The organism is Methanofervidicoccus abyssi (genome assembly GCF_004310395.1).
Classification (GTDB): Archaea; AGJL01; Methanococci; order Methanococcales; family Methanococcaceae; genus Methanofervidicoccus; species Methanofervidicoccus abyssi.
This window is the reverse complement of the sequence record NZ_BFAX01000002.1, coordinates 107156-127274: the sequence shown is the minus strand read 5'-3', so window position 1 is coordinate 127274 and position 20119 is coordinate 107156. Positions and strand designations below refer to the sequence as shown.

General features: G+C 35.0%; 18 protein-coding genes. 9 read left to right on the top strand and 9 right to left on the bottom strand.

Translation table 11 applies throughout. The features are described 5' to 3' along the window. Nucleotides 1-111 precede the first annotated feature (111 nt). From MHHB_RS02040 to MHHB_RS02020, 5 genes are all read left to right on the top strand, one after another. Nucleotides 112-678: an MBL fold metallo-hydrolase gene (locus MHHB_RS02040; RefSeq protein ID WP_131006959.1), complete on the top strand. Its 567-nt coding sequence runs from the start codon at nt 112-114 to the stop codon at nt 676-678. Nucleotides 679-814: 136 nt separating this feature from the next. Next, nucleotides 815-2074 (top strand): TldD/PmbA family protein, encoded by a 1260-nt coding sequence (locus MHHB_RS02035; RefSeq protein WP_131006958.1) that lies wholly within the window; start codon nt 815-817, stop codon nt 2072-2074. Nucleotides 2075-2143: 69 nt separating this feature from the next. Then, complete coding sequence (locus MHHB_RS02030; RefSeq protein WP_131006957.1) at nt 2144-3016, top strand: Mrp/NBP35 family ATP-binding protein; 873 nt, start codon at nt 2144-2146, stop codon at nt 3014-3016. A gap of 5 nt (nt 3017-3021) precedes the next feature. Continuing rightward, complete coding sequence (gene hpt, locus MHHB_RS02025) at nt 3022-3576, top strand: hypoxanthine/guanine phosphoribosyltransferase (protein ID WP_131006956.1); 555 nt, start codon at nt 3022-3024, stop codon at nt 3574-3576. A 172-nt stretch (nt 3577-3748) separates the two neighbouring features. Next, nucleotides 3749-4330 (top strand): RraA family protein, encoded by a 582-nt coding sequence (locus tag MHHB_RS02020; RefSeq protein ID WP_131006955.1) that lies wholly within the window; start codon nt 3749-3751, stop codon nt 4328-4330. 260 nt (nt 4331-4590) lie between these two features. On the opposite strand, the gene alaS is transcribed toward MHHB_RS02020, so the two are convergent. Then, nucleotides 4591-7311 carry an alanine--tRNA ligase gene (alaS, locus tag MHHB_RS02015; RefSeq protein WP_131006954.1) on the bottom strand — a complete coding sequence of 907 codons (2721 nt, stop codon included), beginning with the start codon at nt 7309-7311 and terminating at the stop codon, nt 4591-4593. A 269-nt stretch (nt 7312-7580) separates the two neighbouring features. Next, nucleotides 7581-8837: a M20 family metallo-hydrolase gene (locus MHHB_RS02010; protein ID WP_131006953.1), complete on the bottom strand. Its 1257-nt coding sequence runs from the start codon at nt 8835-8837 to the stop codon at nt 7581-7583. A gap of 241 nt (nt 8838-9078) precedes the next feature. Here MHHB_RS02010 and MHHB_RS02005 point away from each other — a divergent pair, with 241 nt between their 5' ends. The 3 genes from MHHB_RS02005 to MHHB_RS01995 are packed head-to-tail and all read left to right on the top strand — an operon-like array spanning nt 9079 to nt 11456. Continuing rightward, complete coding sequence (locus MHHB_RS02005) at nt 9079-10215, top strand: DUF515 domain-containing protein (protein WP_131006952.1); 1137 nt, start codon at nt 9079-9081, stop codon at nt 10213-10215. A gap of 4 nt (nt 10216-10219) precedes the next feature. Continuing rightward, nucleotides 10220-11035 (top strand): hypothetical protein, encoded by an 816-nt coding sequence (locus MHHB_RS02000; RefSeq protein WP_131006951.1) that lies wholly within the window; start codon nt 10220-10222, stop codon nt 11033-11035. A gap of 16 nt (nt 11036-11051) precedes the next feature. Then, nucleotides 11052-11456, top strand: coding sequence for a class III signal peptide-containing protein (locus tag MHHB_RS01995; RefSeq protein ID WP_131006950.1), 405 nt, complete (start codon nt 11052-11054; stop codon nt 11454-11456). Between the two features lie 371 nt (nt 11457-11827). On the opposite strand, the gene pyrI is transcribed toward MHHB_RS01995, so the two are convergent. The 5 genes from pyrI to cutA all read right to left on the bottom strand — a co-directional run bounded on the left by pyrI (nt 11828) and on the right by cutA (nt 16465). Continuing rightward, complete coding sequence (gene pyrI / locus MHHB_RS01990; RefSeq protein ID WP_131006949.1) at nt 11828-12274, bottom strand: aspartate carbamoyltransferase regulatory subunit; 447 nt, start codon at nt 12272-12274, stop codon at nt 11828-11830. Between the two features lie 10 nt (nt 12275-12284). Next, nucleotides 12285-12959 carry an NADPH-dependent F420 reductase gene (gene npdG, locus MHHB_RS01985; protein ID WP_131006948.1) on the bottom strand — a complete coding sequence of 225 codons (675 nt, stop codon included), beginning with the start codon at nt 12957-12959 and terminating at the stop codon, nt 12285-12287. 10 nt (nt 12960-12969) lie between these two features. Then, nucleotides 12970-13800: a sugar phosphate isomerase/epimerase family protein gene (locus MHHB_RS01980; RefSeq protein WP_131006947.1), complete on the bottom strand. Its 831-nt coding sequence runs from the start codon at nt 13798-13800 to the stop codon at nt 12970-12972. 617 nt (nt 13801-14417) lie between these two features. Continuing rightward, nucleotides 14418-15893, bottom strand: coding sequence for a 2-isopropylmalate synthase (locus MHHB_RS01975; protein WP_131006946.1), 1476 nt, complete (start codon nt 15891-15893; stop codon nt 14418-14420). Between the two features lie 254 nt (nt 15894-16147). Then, on the bottom strand, nt 16148-16465 hold the full coding sequence (gene cutA / locus MHHB_RS01970) for a divalent-cation tolerance protein CutA (protein WP_131006945.1): 318 nt from the start codon (nt 16463-16465) through the stop codon (nt 16148-16150). Between the two features lie 95 nt (nt 16466-16560). Here cutA and MHHB_RS01965 point away from each other — a divergent pair, with 95 nt between their 5' ends. Further along, entirely contained in the window at nt 16561-17952 is a 1392-nt protein-coding gene (locus tag MHHB_RS01965; RefSeq protein WP_131006944.1) for an aspartate kinase, read from the top strand. Between the two features lie 310 nt (nt 17953-18262). On the opposite strand, the gene tmk is transcribed toward MHHB_RS01965, so the two are convergent. Together tmk and aroC are read right to left on the bottom strand one after the other, a co-directional pair. After that, on the bottom strand, nt 18263-18859 hold the full coding sequence (gene tmk, locus MHHB_RS01960; protein WP_131006943.1) for a dTMP kinase: 597 nt from the start codon (nt 18857-18859) through the stop codon (nt 18263-18265). An 8-nt stretch (nt 18860-18867) separates the two neighbouring features. Continuing rightward, entirely contained in the window at nt 18868-20001 is a 1134-nt protein-coding gene (gene aroC / locus MHHB_RS01955) for a chorismate synthase (protein WP_131006942.1), read from the bottom strand. Nucleotides 20002-20119 lie beyond the last annotated feature (118 nt).

The window sequence follows — 20119 nt, the reverse complement described above, 5'->3', positions numbered from 1 at the left end:
ATTTAAAAAGTTAAAATCTTATATGGGAAAATTATTTTTAACTCCTTTATTTTTTATTATCATTTTTATAATAATTATTTTACGATTATATAAAACAATCTCAGTGATAGGATGTTAAAGTTGCTCTACGAGGGTAAACTAGTAAGAGCAGATAGTAGAATATTGGAAGCATCTTCTTCTGTAACTCTTATCAAAACAGAGAGATACTGTATAGTAGTAGATACATCTTCTAGGGATAAAAGGGATGTAATAATAAAAGGTTTAGAAAAATTAAATATGTCTCCTAGGGATATAGACATAGTGATAAATACTCACAGACACTGGGATCATATAGAAAATAACGACCTATTCAAAAGTGCAGAAGTTATTAACTATAAGAACTACAGGTCTCTGAAGGATAAGGAGATAGAAATCCTAGAGACACCTGGACATACATGGGACAGTATATCTGTTGTATATGGAGATTACATAGTAGTTGGAGACGCCGCCCCTTTGAAGGATAATATAATTAAGGAGGTTGCACCGGGAATAAATGTTGATAGGGAGTTGGCTCTTAATACGTTGAGGAGGATTAAATCCTTAGGGAAACATATAATCACTGGACATGATGGGATATATTTCCAGGAAACGCTTCTAAATACTGGAAGAACTAAGAAATCCCATAGTTCCCTTTCTTAGGAGCATAGGATTCTACCACCATAGGAATTTAGCCCTTTCCAAGAACTTATGGATATTTTCAAGAAAGTTTTTTATAGCTATATTATATTTTAGTTAAAGAATAATTATTAGAGATTAACTATTAAAGGTGGTGTTATTGGAGGAGTATTTCATAGATAAGATATTAAAAATAGGGGAAAAAGAAGGTTTTGAGGTAGATATTTTTATTTCAAGATCTGAAAATTTAAACTGCGAATTAGATGGAGACAGTTTAGACTCTTTCCAGGAGGATAGAAGTTTTGGGATAGGTGTAAGAGTGTTGAAGGAGGGCAAAGTTGGATTTGCCTACTCCACAGAAGAAGGAGAAGAGGTAATCTACAGGGCTATGGAGAACCTTGTATTTGATAAATACTCATCTATCCCAGAACCTAAAGGAGGTATCCCAAATCCCAAAGGTCTCTTCCATAGAGAGATTTTAAATATAGATGAGGAAGATCTCCTGGAAGATCTCAAAACTATGAGAGACATACTCCTTGAAGGAGGTATCACAGTTACTGGAGGTTCTGTAGAGAGTTCCTATCTATATACTAGGGTGATAAACTCTAAAGGTTTAGATGTTGAGGAAGAATTTACATACTACTCAGCTTCAATCTCTGGGATAAAGGATGGTGAAACGGCCTACGATTACCTAAGTAGAACCTATAGATTCAACGTGGAAGAACTGGGAGAATATGTTAAAGATCTTCTATCACTACCTAAAAGTATCAAGATCCCATATAAAGGTAAGATACTCCTAACACCAAGGGTGCTAAACTCCCTACTAACCTATACCTTACTACCTTCCTTCAGTGCCGAGAATGTCCAGAGAAATAGGTCTATCCTGAGAGACAAAATTGGAGAAAAAGTAATGGGGGAACATATTACTATAGTGGATGATGGTACCTTAGATGGAGGGTTATACTCCAGTAAGGTAGATGGAGAAGGCACTCCTCGTCGGAGGACAGTTTTAGTGGAGAATGGGATTTTAAAAGGGTATCTCTACGATATAAAAAGGGCAAATAAAGAAAATAGGGAATCTACTGGACATGGTGTTAGGGATTACGACACTTTACCTACCGTGTCCCCTTCCAATATAATAATAACTCCTGTAGACATGTTGGACAACTATAACGAATACTTGCATGTAAATGAACTTATTGGATGTCACACATCTAACCCTATAACTGGAGATTTCTCAGTTGAGATATCCAATAGTTATATAGTTAAGGATGGAGAGCGGATACCTGTAAAGAAAGGGATGTTATCTGGAAATATATTTGAAATACTTAAAGATGCCATACCTATGGATGATGTATCTCAGAGGGGAAGGTTGATATCTCCTTCTTTAATGATAGAGGGGAGAATAATTTTAAGTTAATTAAGTTAATAATGATAAAGATAGTTATATTACAAGAATTAACTGAAGTAATTAGATGTTGTTACAGAAATGAAAGAGGTGGTTAAAGTGGAATGTGATGGAAAACATGACACATGTCCATCAAGAGATAGTTGTAGCAGGAGAATATTGGAGATACAGGATGAAAAAATAAGGAAAAACATGAGTAAAATAAAGTACAAGATAGGAGTATTAAGTGGTAAAGGAGGTGTTGGGAAATCCACTGTAACTGTAAATTTAGCCACTGCATTGAACTCCATGGGGAAAAAGGTAGGTATCTTAGACGGAGATATACATGGTCCAAATATTCCTAAGATGTTAGGTGTAGAAGACGTTCAACCCTACGCAGATGAGAATGGTATATATCCCATTATAACACCTGAAGGGATAAAGGTTGTCTCTATAAGTTACTTCTTACCAAATAAGGATACTCCCGTGATCTGGAGAGGTCCTAAGATAAGTGGTGCAATTAGACAGTTCCTAAGTGATGTAGTATGGGGGGATCTGGATTATCTACTTATAGATACACCTCCAGGGACTGGAGATGTTCAACTTACTATAATGCAATCCATTCCTGATATCGATGGGGTAATTATAGTTACAACACCTGAGGAAGTTGCCCTCTTAGATGCAAAGAGATCTGTAGGTATGGCTAAGATGTTGAATATCCCAATATTGGGGTTAATAGAAAATATGGCAGGGTTTGTATGTCCTTACTGCAAAAAAATAGTGGATATATTTGGAAGGGGGGGAGGAGAGAAGGCAGCTAAGGAGTTAGGTATAGACTTTTTAGGGAGAATACCATTAGATATAAAGGCAAGGGAGGCATCAGATAGAGGGGTACCTATGGTACTCCTGGACTGTCCGGCTTCCAAAGAGTTTAAAAAGATAGTTGAAAGGATCGTTAAAAAGGTAGAGAGGTAAAAAATATGAAAATGTTGATAGAGACGTTGAAATCTTCTCCCGTTATAAAGAGGGGTGATTATCATTACTTCGTACATCCAATATCAGACGGTATACCTCTTGTAGATCCTCATATACTTAGGGAGGTGGCGACTTGTATTATAGAAGTCTGTGATTTTGAAGATGTGGATAAGATCGTCACAGCAGAGGCTATGGGCATACCCTTAGCAACTACACTTTCTTTATATACAGATATACCCTATGTTATAATGCGAAAAAGGAGGTATAATTTAAAGGGGGAGATTCCAGTTTATCAGGAGACAGGGTATAGTAAAGGTAACCTCTATCTAAATGGAATTAAGAAGGGGGATAAGGTTTTAATTGTTGATGATGTAATATCTACGGGAGGTACCATGGTGGCAATGATTAAAGCCTTGGAGAAGGCTGGAGCAGAGATAAAGGGTATTGTATGTGTAATAGAGAGGGGGAAGGGGAGGGAAGAAGTAAAGGAAAAAACCGGATATGACGTTAAAACTCTTGTTAAAGTTGATGTTGTAGATGGTAAAGTTGTTATTTTATAAATATTATAATTATTATAAAATTAATAAAGAAGATCGATTGAAATCAAAAATAAAAAAATCTTGAGCTATTACTCTACTTAAATAATGAATACAGGCAATATTGGATTTCATCGAAGGATGTGTCAATATTCTCCATTTTTTATTTTTTTCCTAAAAATCTCAAATGATTGCCATGAAAATCCCAAAGGATATCTCAGTTCCAAACCTCTCTGATGCTGGAGCAAAAGTACTTAAGGGTATAAAACCTGTAGATAACATTCAAGGTGTAGTATTTGGAGAAGCCTTTACAGTTAAAACTTCTTCAGATGATTGGGGTACAGTTGTAAAGGCCATATCCTACAGTAGGGGGAAGGTGATAGTTGTAAAATGTGAAGGGGGGGAGTATGCAGTATGGGGTGGATTGGCCTCATTGAATGCAAAGTTAAAAGGAGTTGTTGCAGTGGTGATAGATGGTTATGTAAGGGATCTCGAAGATATTAGAAGGATCAGGTTCCCAGTGTTCTCAAGAGGATATACACCTAAGGCGGGGACTCCCTTAGATAGAGGTGTCATGGGAATACCTGTAAACTGTGGTGATACTACTGTAAAATCTGGTGATGTAATAATTGGAGATTGCAACGGTGTTGTAGTTATAGAAAGAGACAGAGTGGAAGAAGTGTTGGAGAAGGCTAAAGAGATTAAAAGAAAGGAATCTAAGATAAGGGATAGGATAATGAGGGGTATAGATCTAAAGGATATTCTGGGACTGGATTAATAACAATAGATTAAAGAGTAAAAATAAGAAGATGTTGCCTAAAAATTAAACATATAATATCATCACTCTTTAAAATATCTGGAAACTCTCAAATATTTAATTCTCCACCAATATTTTAATTATAACATAAAGATAATCAAAATTATATTATAATATATGCAAAAAAGGATTAACAGAAATCCCACTCTGTTTCCCCAGTACTCTGATATAAAGACTCTATATTTTTACCCTTAGTCTCTATATTTCCATATTTTTCTTTATCACATTCTCTGGGCTAAATCTCTAAGTCCCCCTATCATCTTCTCTATCTCTCTTTCCAATTTCTTTTTTACCTCTTCAATATCCCCTAAGTATTTACCCTGGGCTAAATTCTTTCTCCCTCCCCCCTTTCCAACGACCCTTAGTAGATCAACCATATCAATATCTACATCTTTACCACATTTACATAGTATATACCCATCTCTGTTGAGGAGAATCACAATAGAATTTTTCCCTACTAAGTTATCTGCAGTTGTCATAAGTTCCTTTGGAGTACCCTCTACCTCTTCTATTAACACCTGATACCTTCCCATCTTTTTAAACTTATTCATCAACATATATCTCTTATATTCTCCGATCTTCTCTTCCAGCTCCTCTATAATCTTCTTCTGTTTCTTCCACTCCTTGAAGAACCTCTCTACAGTCTTAGGTAACTTCTCAACAGGTATCCCAAGTATTTCCGAAGACTTAAGTAATATATCCTCCATGATACTTACTTCTCTAACAGTATTTATACCGCTTGTGTATACCAACCTCTCTACACCGTCCTGTACCCTCTCACTTCTAAGTATTTTTATATATCCTACTTCTAAGGTACTCTCACAGTGGGTACCTCCACAAGCTTCTACATCAACATTCTCTATCTCCACTATTCTCAACGTATTTCCTGGTACAACACCTCCCTGATATATCCTAAACCCATACTTCTGTTCCGCCTCATTTCTATCCATGAAAGTAGATCTTACAGGTATATTTTCCAATACAATCTTATTTGCTAATTCTTCTATCTTCTTTAATTCCTCTCTGGAAATTCTCTTATAGTGGGTTATATCCAACCTCCCCTTCTCAAGATCTACGTCAGATCCTGTCTGCCATACATGTTTTCCCAGTACCATCTGGGATGCTGCATTAATAATATGAGTTGCAGTATGGTTTCTCATTAAGTTGATTCTTCTCTCCCAATCTATAACCCCTTTTACTACATCCCCCTCCTTTAGCCCCTCTACACTGGAGAGTTTATGATATACTATACCGTCCTTCTTTTGCACATCTAAAACCTTTCGATCTCCAAGAGTTCCAGTATCACATTTCTGCCCTCCTCCTTCAGGATAGAAGAGGGTTTTATCTAAGATAACATAGTTACCTACTATCTTCAATATCTTACCTTCAAATTCACTCATCTTTGGATACTTGTAGAACAGTAGTTGGGTTTTTTCGATATCTTCGTCCACTGGAGGTAGATCCCTCTTCTTTTTCTCCTTCTCTTCAGATCTTTTTCTTTCATGTCTCTTAGCAACTAAGGTATAGAAGTTATCTGGAATATCTACTTTAACATCCTTTTCGATTTCCTTGACAACATCAACTACAACCTCTGGCGGTATCCCCTTACTGTCGTACAGTTCTATTAGATCCTCAGTAGATATTTTCTTTTTCGATTTCAGGAGTCTCTCCACTATACCTCTGCCTCTACTTACAGTCTCTCTATACCTCTCTTCCTCTACCTCAATTACATCCATTATGTAGTCTCTCATCTCAAGTAGTTCTGGATAGAGTTCCTTTAGCTCCTTAAGGTGGAGATCTACTATCTCTCCAAGGGAAAGAGTAATACCCACTCTATCCATATATCTGAGGGTTTTTCTCAGGATGAGCCTTGCCAAGTAGCCATCCTTAACATTAGATGGGACTATACCATCTCCCAACATAAAGGCTAAACATCTCGTATGATCTCCTATGGCATATATATACTCCATAGGAGTAAGTATCCTATCTAACTTTTCTACATCCATATTGAGTCTTTTAGCAACCTCCTTTCTAAGCACCTTCAGATCTCCTATGTCTTCGATGTTCATAAGGCCTGCAAGTGTAGCACTCTCCTTTAATATCTCTTCCATATCCAGGGATTCTCCAGGAATATTCTTAGCACTCTCTTTTAACTTCTCAATAATATTACCGAATAGGGCGTCATATACAGTAGGTGTTCCATGGGATACCCAGAGGTATCTCTCTATCCCGTATCCTGTATCCACTATCTTCAAGGGCATCTCTTTATAAGTATTTCCTACTTTCTCGTATTTCATAAATACCAAGGTGGCCAACTCTACACCATGGGAAATTACCTCATAACATGGCCCTGCATTTCCTCCTCCTTCCCACCAACTCTCTACGAAGGTTAAAGATTCTTCGGGAATACCTAACTCCTTCATAAAGTTAAAACAGAGTTCTACAGTCCTATCTGTCCAGTAGATCTCCTTATCTTCTTTATTAAAGGCGTGATGTCCGCCCATTGTAAAGGATGTTAGATGTCTTCCAGTCCTCCCAACGTTGTCTATGTCGTTCAACCTAATACAGGGCTGAGCTATTACCAAGGGGTTCGCCACAGGATCCACTATGCCCTTTGTAACCCATGGTTGAAATACTGCAATAGAAGCTATAGTTAGTAGTATATCATCCCTCCATCTCCTTGCAGTTACAGGGTATCTCTTTACAGGCGTATGTCCATGCTTCTCGAAGAACTTTAAAAATGTCCTTACCATTTCAGTATAGGAGTATTTCTTATTGGTTATAGGATTTCCAATGAAGGAGTACATATCACAGGGACTGTCTCCACAGGTTTTTCTATTCTCATCTAACGTCCAGAAGTACTGGCCGCACTTTTCACATTTCTTTCTTACAAATCCCTTTTCCTCAAAAAGTTTTACCTTGTAGTTATGATCGGTTCTCATGGTGTCACCTTATTTAGATAAGTTATGTGATTTATATTTTTAAATAACGTTAACCAGCGACTATCAAGGAATTTCAATTTTTATATAAAATTTAAAAAATAAAATAATCAATAAAATTAAAAAGTTATTCTTAGGATACTCTAAACACTTAACTTATTAGTAAAAGGTTACTCTTCTTCTAAGATTCTGGAGATATTTTTTTCAAAAAAGTGATAATATGATTATTTTTATTATTATTTTTATATTGTCTTTTCTGAATTTCATCACCATTAAGATTCATCATTAAGTACTTCATAATAAACCTTGGCCATATTTATCAGATCCTCTATCTTTATATGCTCGTTAGGTTGATGTGCAGTTTCTTCACCTATTCCCCACACCACAGTATCGTAGTTTTTATACCTCAGGAATGCCCCTATAGTACCTCCCCCCATACCACAGAGAATAGGTTCCTTATCCAGTACCTTTTTTATAGCCTTACTTATTTCTACGACGATCTCGGAGTCTTCAGGAGTTTTTGAGGGATCTCCTCTTTGAAGTATCTCATACTCTATGGAAACCTCATCTAAGGATTTTCTGTCGTAATGTATTAGATACCTATCAAGGTTTTTTCTGAAATCCTCTATAAACTCCTCGATATCTCTTAAAACCTCTACAAGTTTATAATCTGGCAGTACCCTACAGTCTAAGGTGAACTCTATATACCCAGGGATAGTATTCACATTCTCTACATTGTTGATTATTATAGTAGGTTCAAAGGTTGAGTAAGGCGGAGAAAAAAGGAGATCCTCTCTGTTGTACTTGGAGTAAAGTTTATTATACAAATCTCTTATAAAGTTTGCACTTAGAATATTAGTATTTATCCCCTTATGTGGAGCACTTCCATGACACTGGTTTCCCCTTATCTTAAATCTGATCCAGAGTATACCTTTCTCTGCAACCTCTATATAGTTTCCTTCAGGAGTTCCAAAATCTGGCACTATTATTAGATCATCTTTACTAAATATTTCTTCCTCGTGCTTCAAGAGGTGTTGAATACCGTATTTACTTCCGCACTCCTCATCAGATAGAAATATTAAACTTAGATTATATCTTGGATTAAAATTCTCACTTTCAAATATCATCTTTAAAAGTATCAGTGAAGATACTATTCCTTTGTGGTTATCTTCGCTACCTCTCCCGTATATCTTTCCGTCTTCTATTCTTGGTTCATAGGGATGAGATTCCCAGAGACTTAACTCTCCTTCTGGTACTGTATCCATATGGGAGATGATATGTAAAGTTCTGCTCCTTTTAAAGTCGAATTTCGCGACAATATTCGGTCTTAATATCCCTTTATCGTCCACTGTATTGTAGTTAGTGATATGACAGTTTTCTATCTTATACTTCTCTATATATTTTCTCAGTTTATTTAATATGTATTTTCCCTTTTCTTCCTCTCCAGTACCCCCGAAAGCTGGATTAACAGATTTTATCCTGATTAAATCGGAAGCTATTTCTACAGTCTCTTTAACTATATTATTCATGATATCCCTTTATTTATAATATTATTAATAATTAATTTAACAATTATAACTAAATAAAAGGGCAACAGTATTCTCTTTTATCTAAATAAGAATTATATTAAAATTATAAATATTTTAAAATTTTAATCTTAAATTATATATAGTATATGATTACAGTAAATAGTAATCTAATTAAAATTACTACTGCCCGAAAGATCCAGTATAATTGTTATCAGTGTTTAGATATTTTTTGAGGGATATAATGCCAAATAACAGTTTCAGAGATAAACTAAAAAAGATAAAAACAAAGAGTAGACGAATACCTAAGATTAAATTAAATATTACAATTTATATAATAATGGTCATCTCCATAGCACTAATATCCTTTATAGCATATAATATATATCACGCGGAGATAATGAAACGTGCTGAAAATAGTAAAAAGCTGGAAGAGGCTAAAATTACGGGTATCAATAACCTTAAAAATATGTTTTCAAGTTATCCTAATGATCCTCGTCTTAGTATCTATATAAATGATATTGAAAACAGTAACTCTGAGGAAGAAATAAAGAAAATACTAAATAACGCTGAAAATTATATCAAACTTAAGAGATATAAGGAAAAAGTTATTAAAAATATTAAAAATATCTATGGAAAATACTATTTAGAAAGTTTATATGCTCAATATATAACTAACAAAATACAAAATGCTAATTCCACTGAAGAGATAGATCTTATACTAAAAAAGAGTAATATTGAAGAAAATGCTAAGATGTACTATTTGAAAAGTATTGAAAATAGCGTTAGTCCTGATAAATACTACGCTCTTCCAGTATTTGGAAAGAAAATAATTATGAGTGGGAAAGAACTTATAGATTACGTAAAAAAATTAAATTTAGAAGATATCAAAAATCTCAAAATAACTCCAGTATCTTTTAATGAGGTGGCACTTGTAGTTCCTGCACCTCAGTGTGGAAAGATGCCTCTTGAGGGAAGTAAGATAGAAATTTATGATAGAAAAAATGCCAGTATGGAACCTATACCTGGTATTGTAAATTCTTCCTATGTAATATTGAGTGATATTAACTACGAAGAAATTAAAAATGTATCTGGTATATTAAGTGAGGATGGCGATACCACCTCACTCACGGATATATCTAAAATCAAATATTCCTTGCAAAACGTTCCTGGAGTGCTCTATGCAACAGCTGCAGGTAAGTTAGATTACTACAAAATAATAAATAAATTTGGTAGGTATGGGGAAAAATTAAATAAGATTACATCAGATACACAGATATTTGATAAAAATGCAGAATATCTATTGATAGTTTCCGTCCCATCAGATGATATATCTAAACTACTATCTATAAAAGATATATATATAGCAATAGAAAAGTGAGAATATGATGAAAACTGTTCCTTTACTACTCCTATTTTTGCTCTTTATTCTACCACAAACTTCTGCTGAAATTATATGTGAGATAGAAGGAACCTGGAAACTATCCTTTGATATTACAAATACAAATCCCTATACCGTATTTATAGCAGTACCTGACGAGATATATTTTTTCAATAAACCTTTAGGATACTCTGGAGATTTCTTAAAGTTGGACATAATTGGAACAGTTACTACCAACAAAAACATAGAAGATTATTACACAACGCTAAATGGAGAAACTGGTATCTGGATACCACCCTATACCACTGTAAGAATCTATAAAGATGGTAATTTCTCATATAACTTGAGTACTTCTGAAACCCAGGCCGAGTTCAAAGTTGTCCCTCCTGCACTAATGGACACTACAGAAGTATTTGATGAGACCCAGTTAAAATCTCTTTACAAATATGGTATTGTGGTAAATAACTACCGACTCTACGTAAACGGGAAGATTACTAAATCTCCTGATACCAAAACAGTAAGTATAATTATCCCAGCTCCACTGGTGTTGAAGGATTACAGTTCTTTCTATAAATTTATTGGAAAATATGATGTAGATATTTGGACAGATTCCTATAGAAAATATGTGGATAAACATAAAACTTTAAAGAAATACTCTAAACTTAACACCTTTATTGACTATACTTTAGTACCAAATATGGACAACGATCCCATAGATATGGACATCAATTTAAAGCTATTTGACGTTCCAGCCATGGTGTTTACCACAGATAATGGGGAAATTAAACCTTTAGAGTTTTCCTACGTGATGTATAAATAATAATAAGGTGTTTTTTATGAGAGGACAAATATCCTTGGAGTTTTCAATAATATTTCTTGCACTGTTAATCGTCGTGATTATATCTACTATAATTCCAAGTATGTATGGATATGGAAGACTAGTAGAAACCTCTCTAGCAAGTTTAGGACATGGGGCCCTATCTAAACTTAAGACGAACATAGAAATGTTATCGGTATTAGATCCAGACTCAAGAATAGTTGTATATATAAGGAGTCCTCCTGGGGTTTGGGAAATAGATGATCACAATATAACCCTGAGAGGTGATGGATTTACCATATCCACGAGATGTGATATAAATCTAAATTCAAATGTTAGGTATTATAATAGAACAAATCTAAGTGTAATTGAAATACATCTGGAAAAAGTAAACGACACCACCATTAATATAAACTGGACGTAATCTATCTTCTTTACTTTATTCTATTATTGACTTTATGAAAATATGTGTTTTATGTGTTAATTTCTTTTAACTATACTCCATATTTATAAAATACTAATAGTAATGATTGTTATAAGTAATTAGAAAATAGGATTTTCAGGATAATAATATAAAAAAATTAATAATAAAATAAAAATGTATATGGTAGTACTAAGGAGTAAAGTTTGTATTTTTAACTTCTTATCGCTATTTATTCTTTATATTAGGTGTTAACAGTTTTTAGTATAATATAGAAAATAAAGATAATAAATAATAAAAGTTAATAAATAACGAAAAAGGTTTTAAAAAATACAAAAATTCTCCAAATATAAACAGTATTCAAAAATGTTAAATTATTTCGGTATCTCTATGGTATTCAAAAACTTTTCACAGTATATGCACCTTATCTTCAGAGGATTCTTTTTCTCAACCTTGAATTTACCAGACACTCTTTCAATGTTAGTTATACAGTTTGGGTTTGTACATTTTAAAATTCCAGTTATAAAATCAGGGATCTTTACTTTAAACTTCTTTACAACATTCCTATTTTTTATTATATTGATTGTGGCATTTGGGGATATAAGTGCTATTTTATTCACATCCTCTTCTGAGAGCTCTACTCCTTCTATCTTCAGTATATCTTTCTTCCCATACTTCTTAGAGGGCACATACATGGCTATAGTTACTGTAGTCTCCTTTCCTATGTTGAGTACCCTGTAGACATTCAATGCCTTACCTTTTGTTATATGATCTATCACAGTCCCATTTTCAATAGGCCTAACTTTCAAACTCCTTTCCATACTATCCCAACTACATCCTTAATCCTGTTATCCTTATTCCACTACCCTTTAACTTATACTTTATATTCAAACCTATTAGAATAGGTGTTATCTGTTCCACATATCTGGACATCTCCAGTTCCCCGCAGTCTATTCCTTTACATCCTTCTATACTGTTTACAACCTCTATTACCTTCCTCTTCGCTTCTTCATTATCTCCACATATCAATATATCACAGTCTACAGGTTCATCTATACACTCCAACACCTTTGCAGATACATTCTGAAATGCACTGACAACCTTAGAATCCTTTAAATACTGTTGTACCATCTCAGCAACTGAGCCCTCTGGAGGTAGTATTACCCTTGTAGGTTTATCCCCAATTATACCTGCAAGCGGTACTCCTATAGATACGACGATTTTACCCTTTAACTCCTCTCTTAGATTCTTTATGGTAGAGATTGTATGCTGATAAGGTATGGAGAGTATAACTATATCCCCCTCCCGAGAAGCCTCCCTATTCTCCATACCAATAACATTCCTGTAGGAAATCTTCTTTGAGGATAGTATCTTTTTTATACGCTCTGCAGATTCCTCTGCCTTCTCTCTACTCCTTGAACCAATAATTATCTCGTAATTCTTTGCCAGTCTAAGGGCCAGTCCAAAACCTTGCTCTCCAGTACCTCCAAGTATTGCTATCTTCATATTCACCCACCTAAAGGATATTTGAAATGATCTCATTGGCTATTTCTCTACTTTTAATAGCATCCCTTAGATTCTTGGATTCGAAGGTTATAATATTACTATATCCTATATCCTTTAAAGCTTTAAATACTCTAAAGAAGTCTATACTTCCATCTCCTAATTTGAGATGTTCATCAGCCTTCCCTCTGTTGTCGTGGCAGTGGACATGTACAATACCCCTACCTACCTTATCCAAGTTGTATATGAAATCTTCCAAGGTTTTACACATAGAGACATTATTATATACTACAGTGTGAGCATGGCCTATATCAAAGGTTATACCTAGATACTTAGAGTCTATACCTTCCACCATCCCCTTTATATCTTCTAAGGTAGTCCCCAGAATCCCCATCCCTGGGTAGTGAGGCATATTCTCTAAACCTATCACAATCCTACAATCCTCTGCCACTTCCAGGATCTCCATCAGTGTGGAGTAGTTGTTATCTCTTACCTCCTCGAGATAATTTGCCCAAAGTGGGGGAACATAACCAGGATGTACTACTACAACCTTCCCATTAAGTTCAGAGGCGCCTTCTATAGCCTCCACAATACACTGGACTGTCAGCTTTCTTACCCTACTGTTCATAGAGGCAGGATTGAGATCTGAAAAGGGGGCATGTACTATAATATCCACGTCGTAACTATCTTTCAACTCCCTAAGATATGCAATATTTTCAGGTGTCAGTTGATGATGTCCCTCACATACAATCTCCCAGGCTTCAAAGTGAGCTTCTACGATCTTCTCCATGGAACTCTGAAGAGGTTCAGGTAGGAATACTAAGGAGGATACTCCAAATTTCATCTTATCTCTCGTCATTTTGTTATTGGTGATAATTATTTTATTTTTTTATTGATAATAAATATTATTCGATTGTTTTATATAATCGTTAAAATAATTATTATAAAAATGATAATAAAAAATAAAGGAGTTAAAAATAATTTTCCCATATAAGATTTTAACTTTTTAAATAATAATAATGGTGAAATCGTGAGAGTAGGTACTCCTCTATTCTCAAATGCAACCAATTATCAGGATAGTAGCTATAAAAACCATAGTTCTCATCGAGATAGTGATAAAAAAATATAAATAAAAATTATTCGAAGTTATACTCTAGGAATATAAGAATCCTATTTCTCAAGATCATAAAATGTTCTTTTTCAGATTCTACAGTCTTTAATTTTTAATAATATATTATAAAATTGATACAATAACCATAAAATTACTTTTACTCTTGACTAAATATTAAAAAATAAAAAATATTAAACTGGTAAAACATGATAAGTTCTTATTTTCTAACTACATTAATACTGAAGAAGTAGAATGGAAGTTCTATTAATCTTTCTTCTTAGGAATTTTATCTCTTTTTTATTTAATATTTTTGATCATAAATTTAAAACGTTATATCCTTGACTATTTTTTTAAATAAGAAGATTTATTCCTTCCATCACTGCATCCACTGAAGCCCTTATTATATCTTCCTGCTGGCTCTTTACTTCAACTACTTCATGCCCCCTCCTAAGTTTAACTGTTACCTCTACAAAGGCATCTGTTCCACTACCTATAGATCTAACGTGGTACTCCTCAAGGGTTATATCTGCAACGCTACTTAGAGCCTTCCTAATAGCATTTATTGCCGCATCCACCGGACCTACTCCAAATGATGTCTCTATAAGTTGTTCCTCTTTTCTATCTCCAGAGAACTTCAATCTAATGGATGCAACAGGTGTTATCTTGTTACCTGATACCACTGTAAGTTCATCTAACTGTATCTTCCTTTCAGGAGACTCCCCTCTGACCTCGTTTATTATAGTCTTAAGATCTACATCAGATATATACTTACCAAGATCTCCAAGGTTCTTTATCCTCTCATACACCTTCTCAAACTCCTCCTTACTTAAAGACACTCCCATAAGATCCAATTTATACTTAAGTGCCGCCTTACCACTGTGCTTCCCAAGTATGATTCTCCTTCTATTTCCAACCATCTCAGGAGGTATAGGTTCATAAGTCTGATTGTTCTTTATAAGTCCATCTACATGTATTCCTGCCTCATGAGCAAAGGCATTGTCTCCTACTATAGCCTTATTTGGAGGTACAGGTATTTTCATAAGTCTAGATACCACTCTTGATACCTCGTATAGTTTCTCAGTTTTTATATTGGTTTTTATATTATAAAGTATATGGAGTGCCATTACAACCTCCTCTAAGGAGGCATTTCCGGCCCTCTCCCCTATACCGTTGATAGTTAAATGACACTCTTGAGCACCTCCTCGTATTGCAGATAGAGTATTTGCAGTTGCCATACCGAAGTCGTTATGACAGTGGACAGATACAGGTACGGATATCTCCCCACATATTCTTTTAAAGAGATCGTAGGATCTCTCTGGAGTAAGTACTCCTACAGTATCACATACACAGACCCTATCTGCACCTACCTCTACACCTTTCTTGAACAACTCTATTAGAAAATCAATATCACTTCTAGTAGCGTCTTCCCCTGAGAGTTCCACAATTAGACCGTGATCCTTCGCATACTCTACAGCATCTAATGCGCATTTAAGGGTTTCCTCTCTCGTTTTTCTCAGTTTGTGCTTTATATGTATATCTGACACAGGAACTACGAGATGGACACCATCTACATTACACTCCAAGGCATAATCTATGTCCACAGTCATGGCCCTGGTAAAGGAACATATCTCAGCCTTCAATCCCTGAGAAGTTATCGCTTTTATTCCTTCCCTCTCTCCTTTAGAGGTTATAGCACTTCCAGCCTCTATTATATCTACTCCTAAGTCGTCGAGTTTTATGGCTATCTCTAACTTCTCATGGGGGTTTAGGGATACACCTGGAGTTTGCTCTCCATCTCTCAAAGTTGTATCTAAGATCTTCACCATAGAGATCACTTTTTAATAGGTTTTATAAATCACTGTTTAAGGATAACTGTAGATTGTTATATATAGTTTATCCAAAAAAATGGATTTTATAAGAATAATATTAATAATTATCTTAAACGTTAAAATAAAATAATATAAAATATTATAAAATAATGAAAAATAAAAAACAGTGTTTATGTTTTTATGTACTTACAGTTTTAAGAATTTTTTATTTTTTATAGTTATTATTATTGCATATTTAAAGTACGAAACTCTTACTCTTCTAGAGTCTCATCTATCCAGTTTAAATAGTCCGTAGAACCTAAGACAATAGGTATAGCGACGATTTCTGGTACTTCATAGGGGTGGATTTCCTTTATCTTCTTTTCCAAACTTTTGAATTTATCCTTTCTTGTTTTAATAATAAGTAGATGCTCGTTGTCGTTTTCTACATTTCCCTTCCAAAAATACACAGATTTAATCTCAGGGATTATATTTACACAGGCGGCAAGTTTCTCCTCAACAAGTGTATTTCCTATCTTCTCTCCAACTTCCAAGTTTGGGACAGTTATAAAGACAATGATATATTCCATACTATCCCTCTTTTATCAATATGGTAAAGTTTTTAAATATTTTCATAATTTTATTTTCTTACTTGACTATTTTATAATATTTTCTAGGTGATGGGATGGTTACTGTAATGAAATTTGGGGGAACATCCATAGGAGATGGTAAAAGGATGAGACACGTGGCGAAGATAGTGACTGATAAAAAAAAGAAGGATAAAGACGTAGTTGTTGTAACATCTGCAATGACCCAGATAACAAACTCCCTTATAGATATATCCAAGGAGGCATTAGATGTAAGAGATATTAAAAGGATAAACAACTTTGTAGAGGATATAAAGAAAAAACATGAAGAAGCTATTGAAGATGCCATTAAAAGTGAAAATATAAAGAGGGATGTAAGAAAAACGATATACAACCTAATAGACGAGTTGGAAAAGGTGCTCATTGGAGTTGCCTATCTTGGAGAACTTACACCAAAATCTAGGGACTATATTCTATCCTTTGGAGAGAGGTTATCTGCACCTATACTCAGTGGAGCTATAAAGGATCTTGGATACTCCTCTACCTATCTTACAGGGGGAGAGGCAGGTATAATAACTGATGAAAACTATGGCTGTGCCAGGCCTATCAGATTAGAGGTTAAAGAAAAAGTAGGACCTCTGTTGAGAGAAGGTATTATTCCAGTGATAACAGGGTTTATAGGTAGTACTGAAAAGGGAAATATTACAACCTTAGGAAGGGGAGGTAGTGATTACTCTGCAGCGTTAGTTGGTGCAGATTTAGATGCAGATATAGTAGAGATATGGACAGATGTGAGTGGAATATTGACCTCTGATCCAAGGATAGTTAAAAATGTTAAGAGGATACCGAGAATGTCCTACATAGAGGCGATGGAACTAGCATACTTTGGAGCCAAGGTTCTACATCCAAGGACTATAGAACCTCTTATGGAGAAGAATATACCCTTAAGGATCAAAAATACATTTGATCCAGAAAACGAAGGGACACTAATTACAAATAGCAAGGAGGAGAGTAACAACATAATAAAGGCTATAACTGCAATAAAGGACGTATTTCTGATAAACATATTTGGGGCAGGGATGGTAGGAGTAAGTGGGACTGCTGCTAGGATATTCTCTGCACTGGGCAGGGCAGATGCCAACGTAATACTTATAAGTCAGGGATCTTCTGAGACAAATATATCTATAGTGGTATATGGAGATGGAGAAGAAGCTGAGAGATGTTTAAAGGAGCTTAGGGGAGAGTTTAAAAATAGTAACCTTATAAGGGATATATCCATAGATATGGATATTGCTGTAGTCTCTGCAGTTGGAGCGGGGATGAAGGGATCTCGGGGAATTGCGGGGAGACTATTTACAGCAGTTGCAGAAAGTGGAGCAAATATAAAGATGATAGCCCAAGGGTCTTCAGAGGTGAATATCTCCTTTGTAATAGGGGAGAACGAGTTGCAGAGATGTCTTCAAACATTGCATGATACCTTTATAAAGTAATAGAAGATAAAAAATCTAAATTTAATAAAAATCAAGGACTAGTAAAATATAAAAAATAACAACCATATAAGGTAATTAATAAAAATTGAATAAAACTATAACAGAGAAAGGAACAGAAAAACCTCTAAGAAGAAGGATTTAACAGAAATATATTCTTTATTTATAACAGTTTAATATTTTTATTTATAATATTTTTATTTATTAATTTTTCTTTTTTATTATTTTTATCCAAGATCTTAGATAATTGTTGTTAATTTATTTTGTTACTGTAAATAATTTTTTATTATCCTTTTAAATGTTTAATACTTGTTTATCCTATCACTCCTTTCTCCTTCAGAGCTCTTACTATCTCCCTATGGGTTTCCTCAATAGACTTTTTAGTAGTATCTATAACAACGTAGCCATGTCTTGGTTTAAATATTTCATTCTCTATGATATCCCAATACCTCTTCTTTACTAATTTCAACATCTCTCTATTCTCAAATATATCCTTTCTATTTTTTCCTATTCTTCTAAGAGCCTCTTCAACATCTACATCTAAATATACAAGAACATCAGGTTTTATAGCAAATCTGTTAATACTTAGTATAAAATCTAAATCAACCCCTTGGATGGTCTGATAAACTATGGAGGAATAGATGTATCTATCTGAGACTACATACCTACACTTTAATTCCCTACTTATAGTTGATATATGTTCCCTTCTATCTGCGGCAAAGAGTAAAGCTAGTGTTTCATCACTGTAGTTCACTTCACCTCTAAGGATCTTCCTTATAAGTTTTCCAACATCCCCCTCTGTTGGCTCGTAGGTGTAGTATCCATGGATACTCTCTGAGAGTTTCTTAGACTGCACCGTCTTACCACAGCCATCTATACCTTCAAATACTATAAATTTATATTTTCCCACCTTTCCACCTACTGCAGATTAAACTCTAAGTTACAGGGATGTATAAAGCCTCCTCTTATCATAAGATCTGCCAAAACTATAGCAACTACAGACTCCAATACAGGTATTACTCTAGGTAGAATGGTAGGATCATGCCTCCCTTCTATCTTAATATCCACCTCTTCCCCAGTCTTTAAATTTACGGTCCTCTGGGGTATAGAGATAGATGGAGTAGGTTTAACTGCGACTCTTAGAACTAAGGGAGTGCCACAACTGATACCTGCAAGTACTCCTCCACAGTTGTTAGTCTTGAGATATACTTCGTTGTTGTAGAAAATATACTCGTCGTTCATCTCACTGCCGTAGAGTTCGGAAGACTGAAATCCCTTTCCTATCTCCACGCCTTTAATAGCATTCACGCTCATAATCCCTCCTGCTAACTCCCCACTTAACTTAGAAAATAGTGGATTTCCCACACCTACAGGAATATTCAATGCTACCAACTCCACCACACCTCCTACACTATCTCCTCTTTTCATAGCCTCCTTAACATACTCTACCATCTCCTGGGAATTTGAGGATGGGCATCTCAGAGGATCATTCTCTATCCTCTCAATAATTTTCTCTATCTCCTTGATATTAAACTCCTCTGGATTTGAGTAGTACGTAAAATCCCCCTCGATCTTCCCAACTTTTACAGTGTATCCAACTATCTTGATATTGTAGGTGTACTCTAAAAGTCTCTTTGCAATACTTCCCCCAATTACAAGACCCACTGTAGTTCTGCCACTTGCCCTTCCTCCTCCCCTGTAGTCGTAGTTGCCGTACTTCTTATAGTAGGTATAATCTCCATGTCCAGGCCTAGGTGTATACCTCAACTTAGTGTAATCTTTGGACCTCTGATTTCTATTGTATACTAGGGCAGATATAGGAGTGCCTGTGGTTCTACCTTCAAAAACTCCTGAGAGTATCTCTACCTTATCGGGCTCCCTTCGAAGTGTGGAGAAAATACCATAACCAGGCCTTCTCCTGTTCAGCTCCTTCTGAATATCCTCTTCTGAGAGGGGGAGGTTCGCTGGACAGCCATCTATTACAGCCCCAAGCGCCTTCCCATGACTCTCCCCCCAAGTTGTAACCCTAAAAACCTTCCCTAAGGTATTCATAATTACCACATAATCTTACGCTTTATTTTTCTAAAGAAAATATAAATAATAATTATTTAAGTTTTATAGCATATAGCATTTAGTTTTATTTTCAATATTGTAGTTAGAAGACACTCTA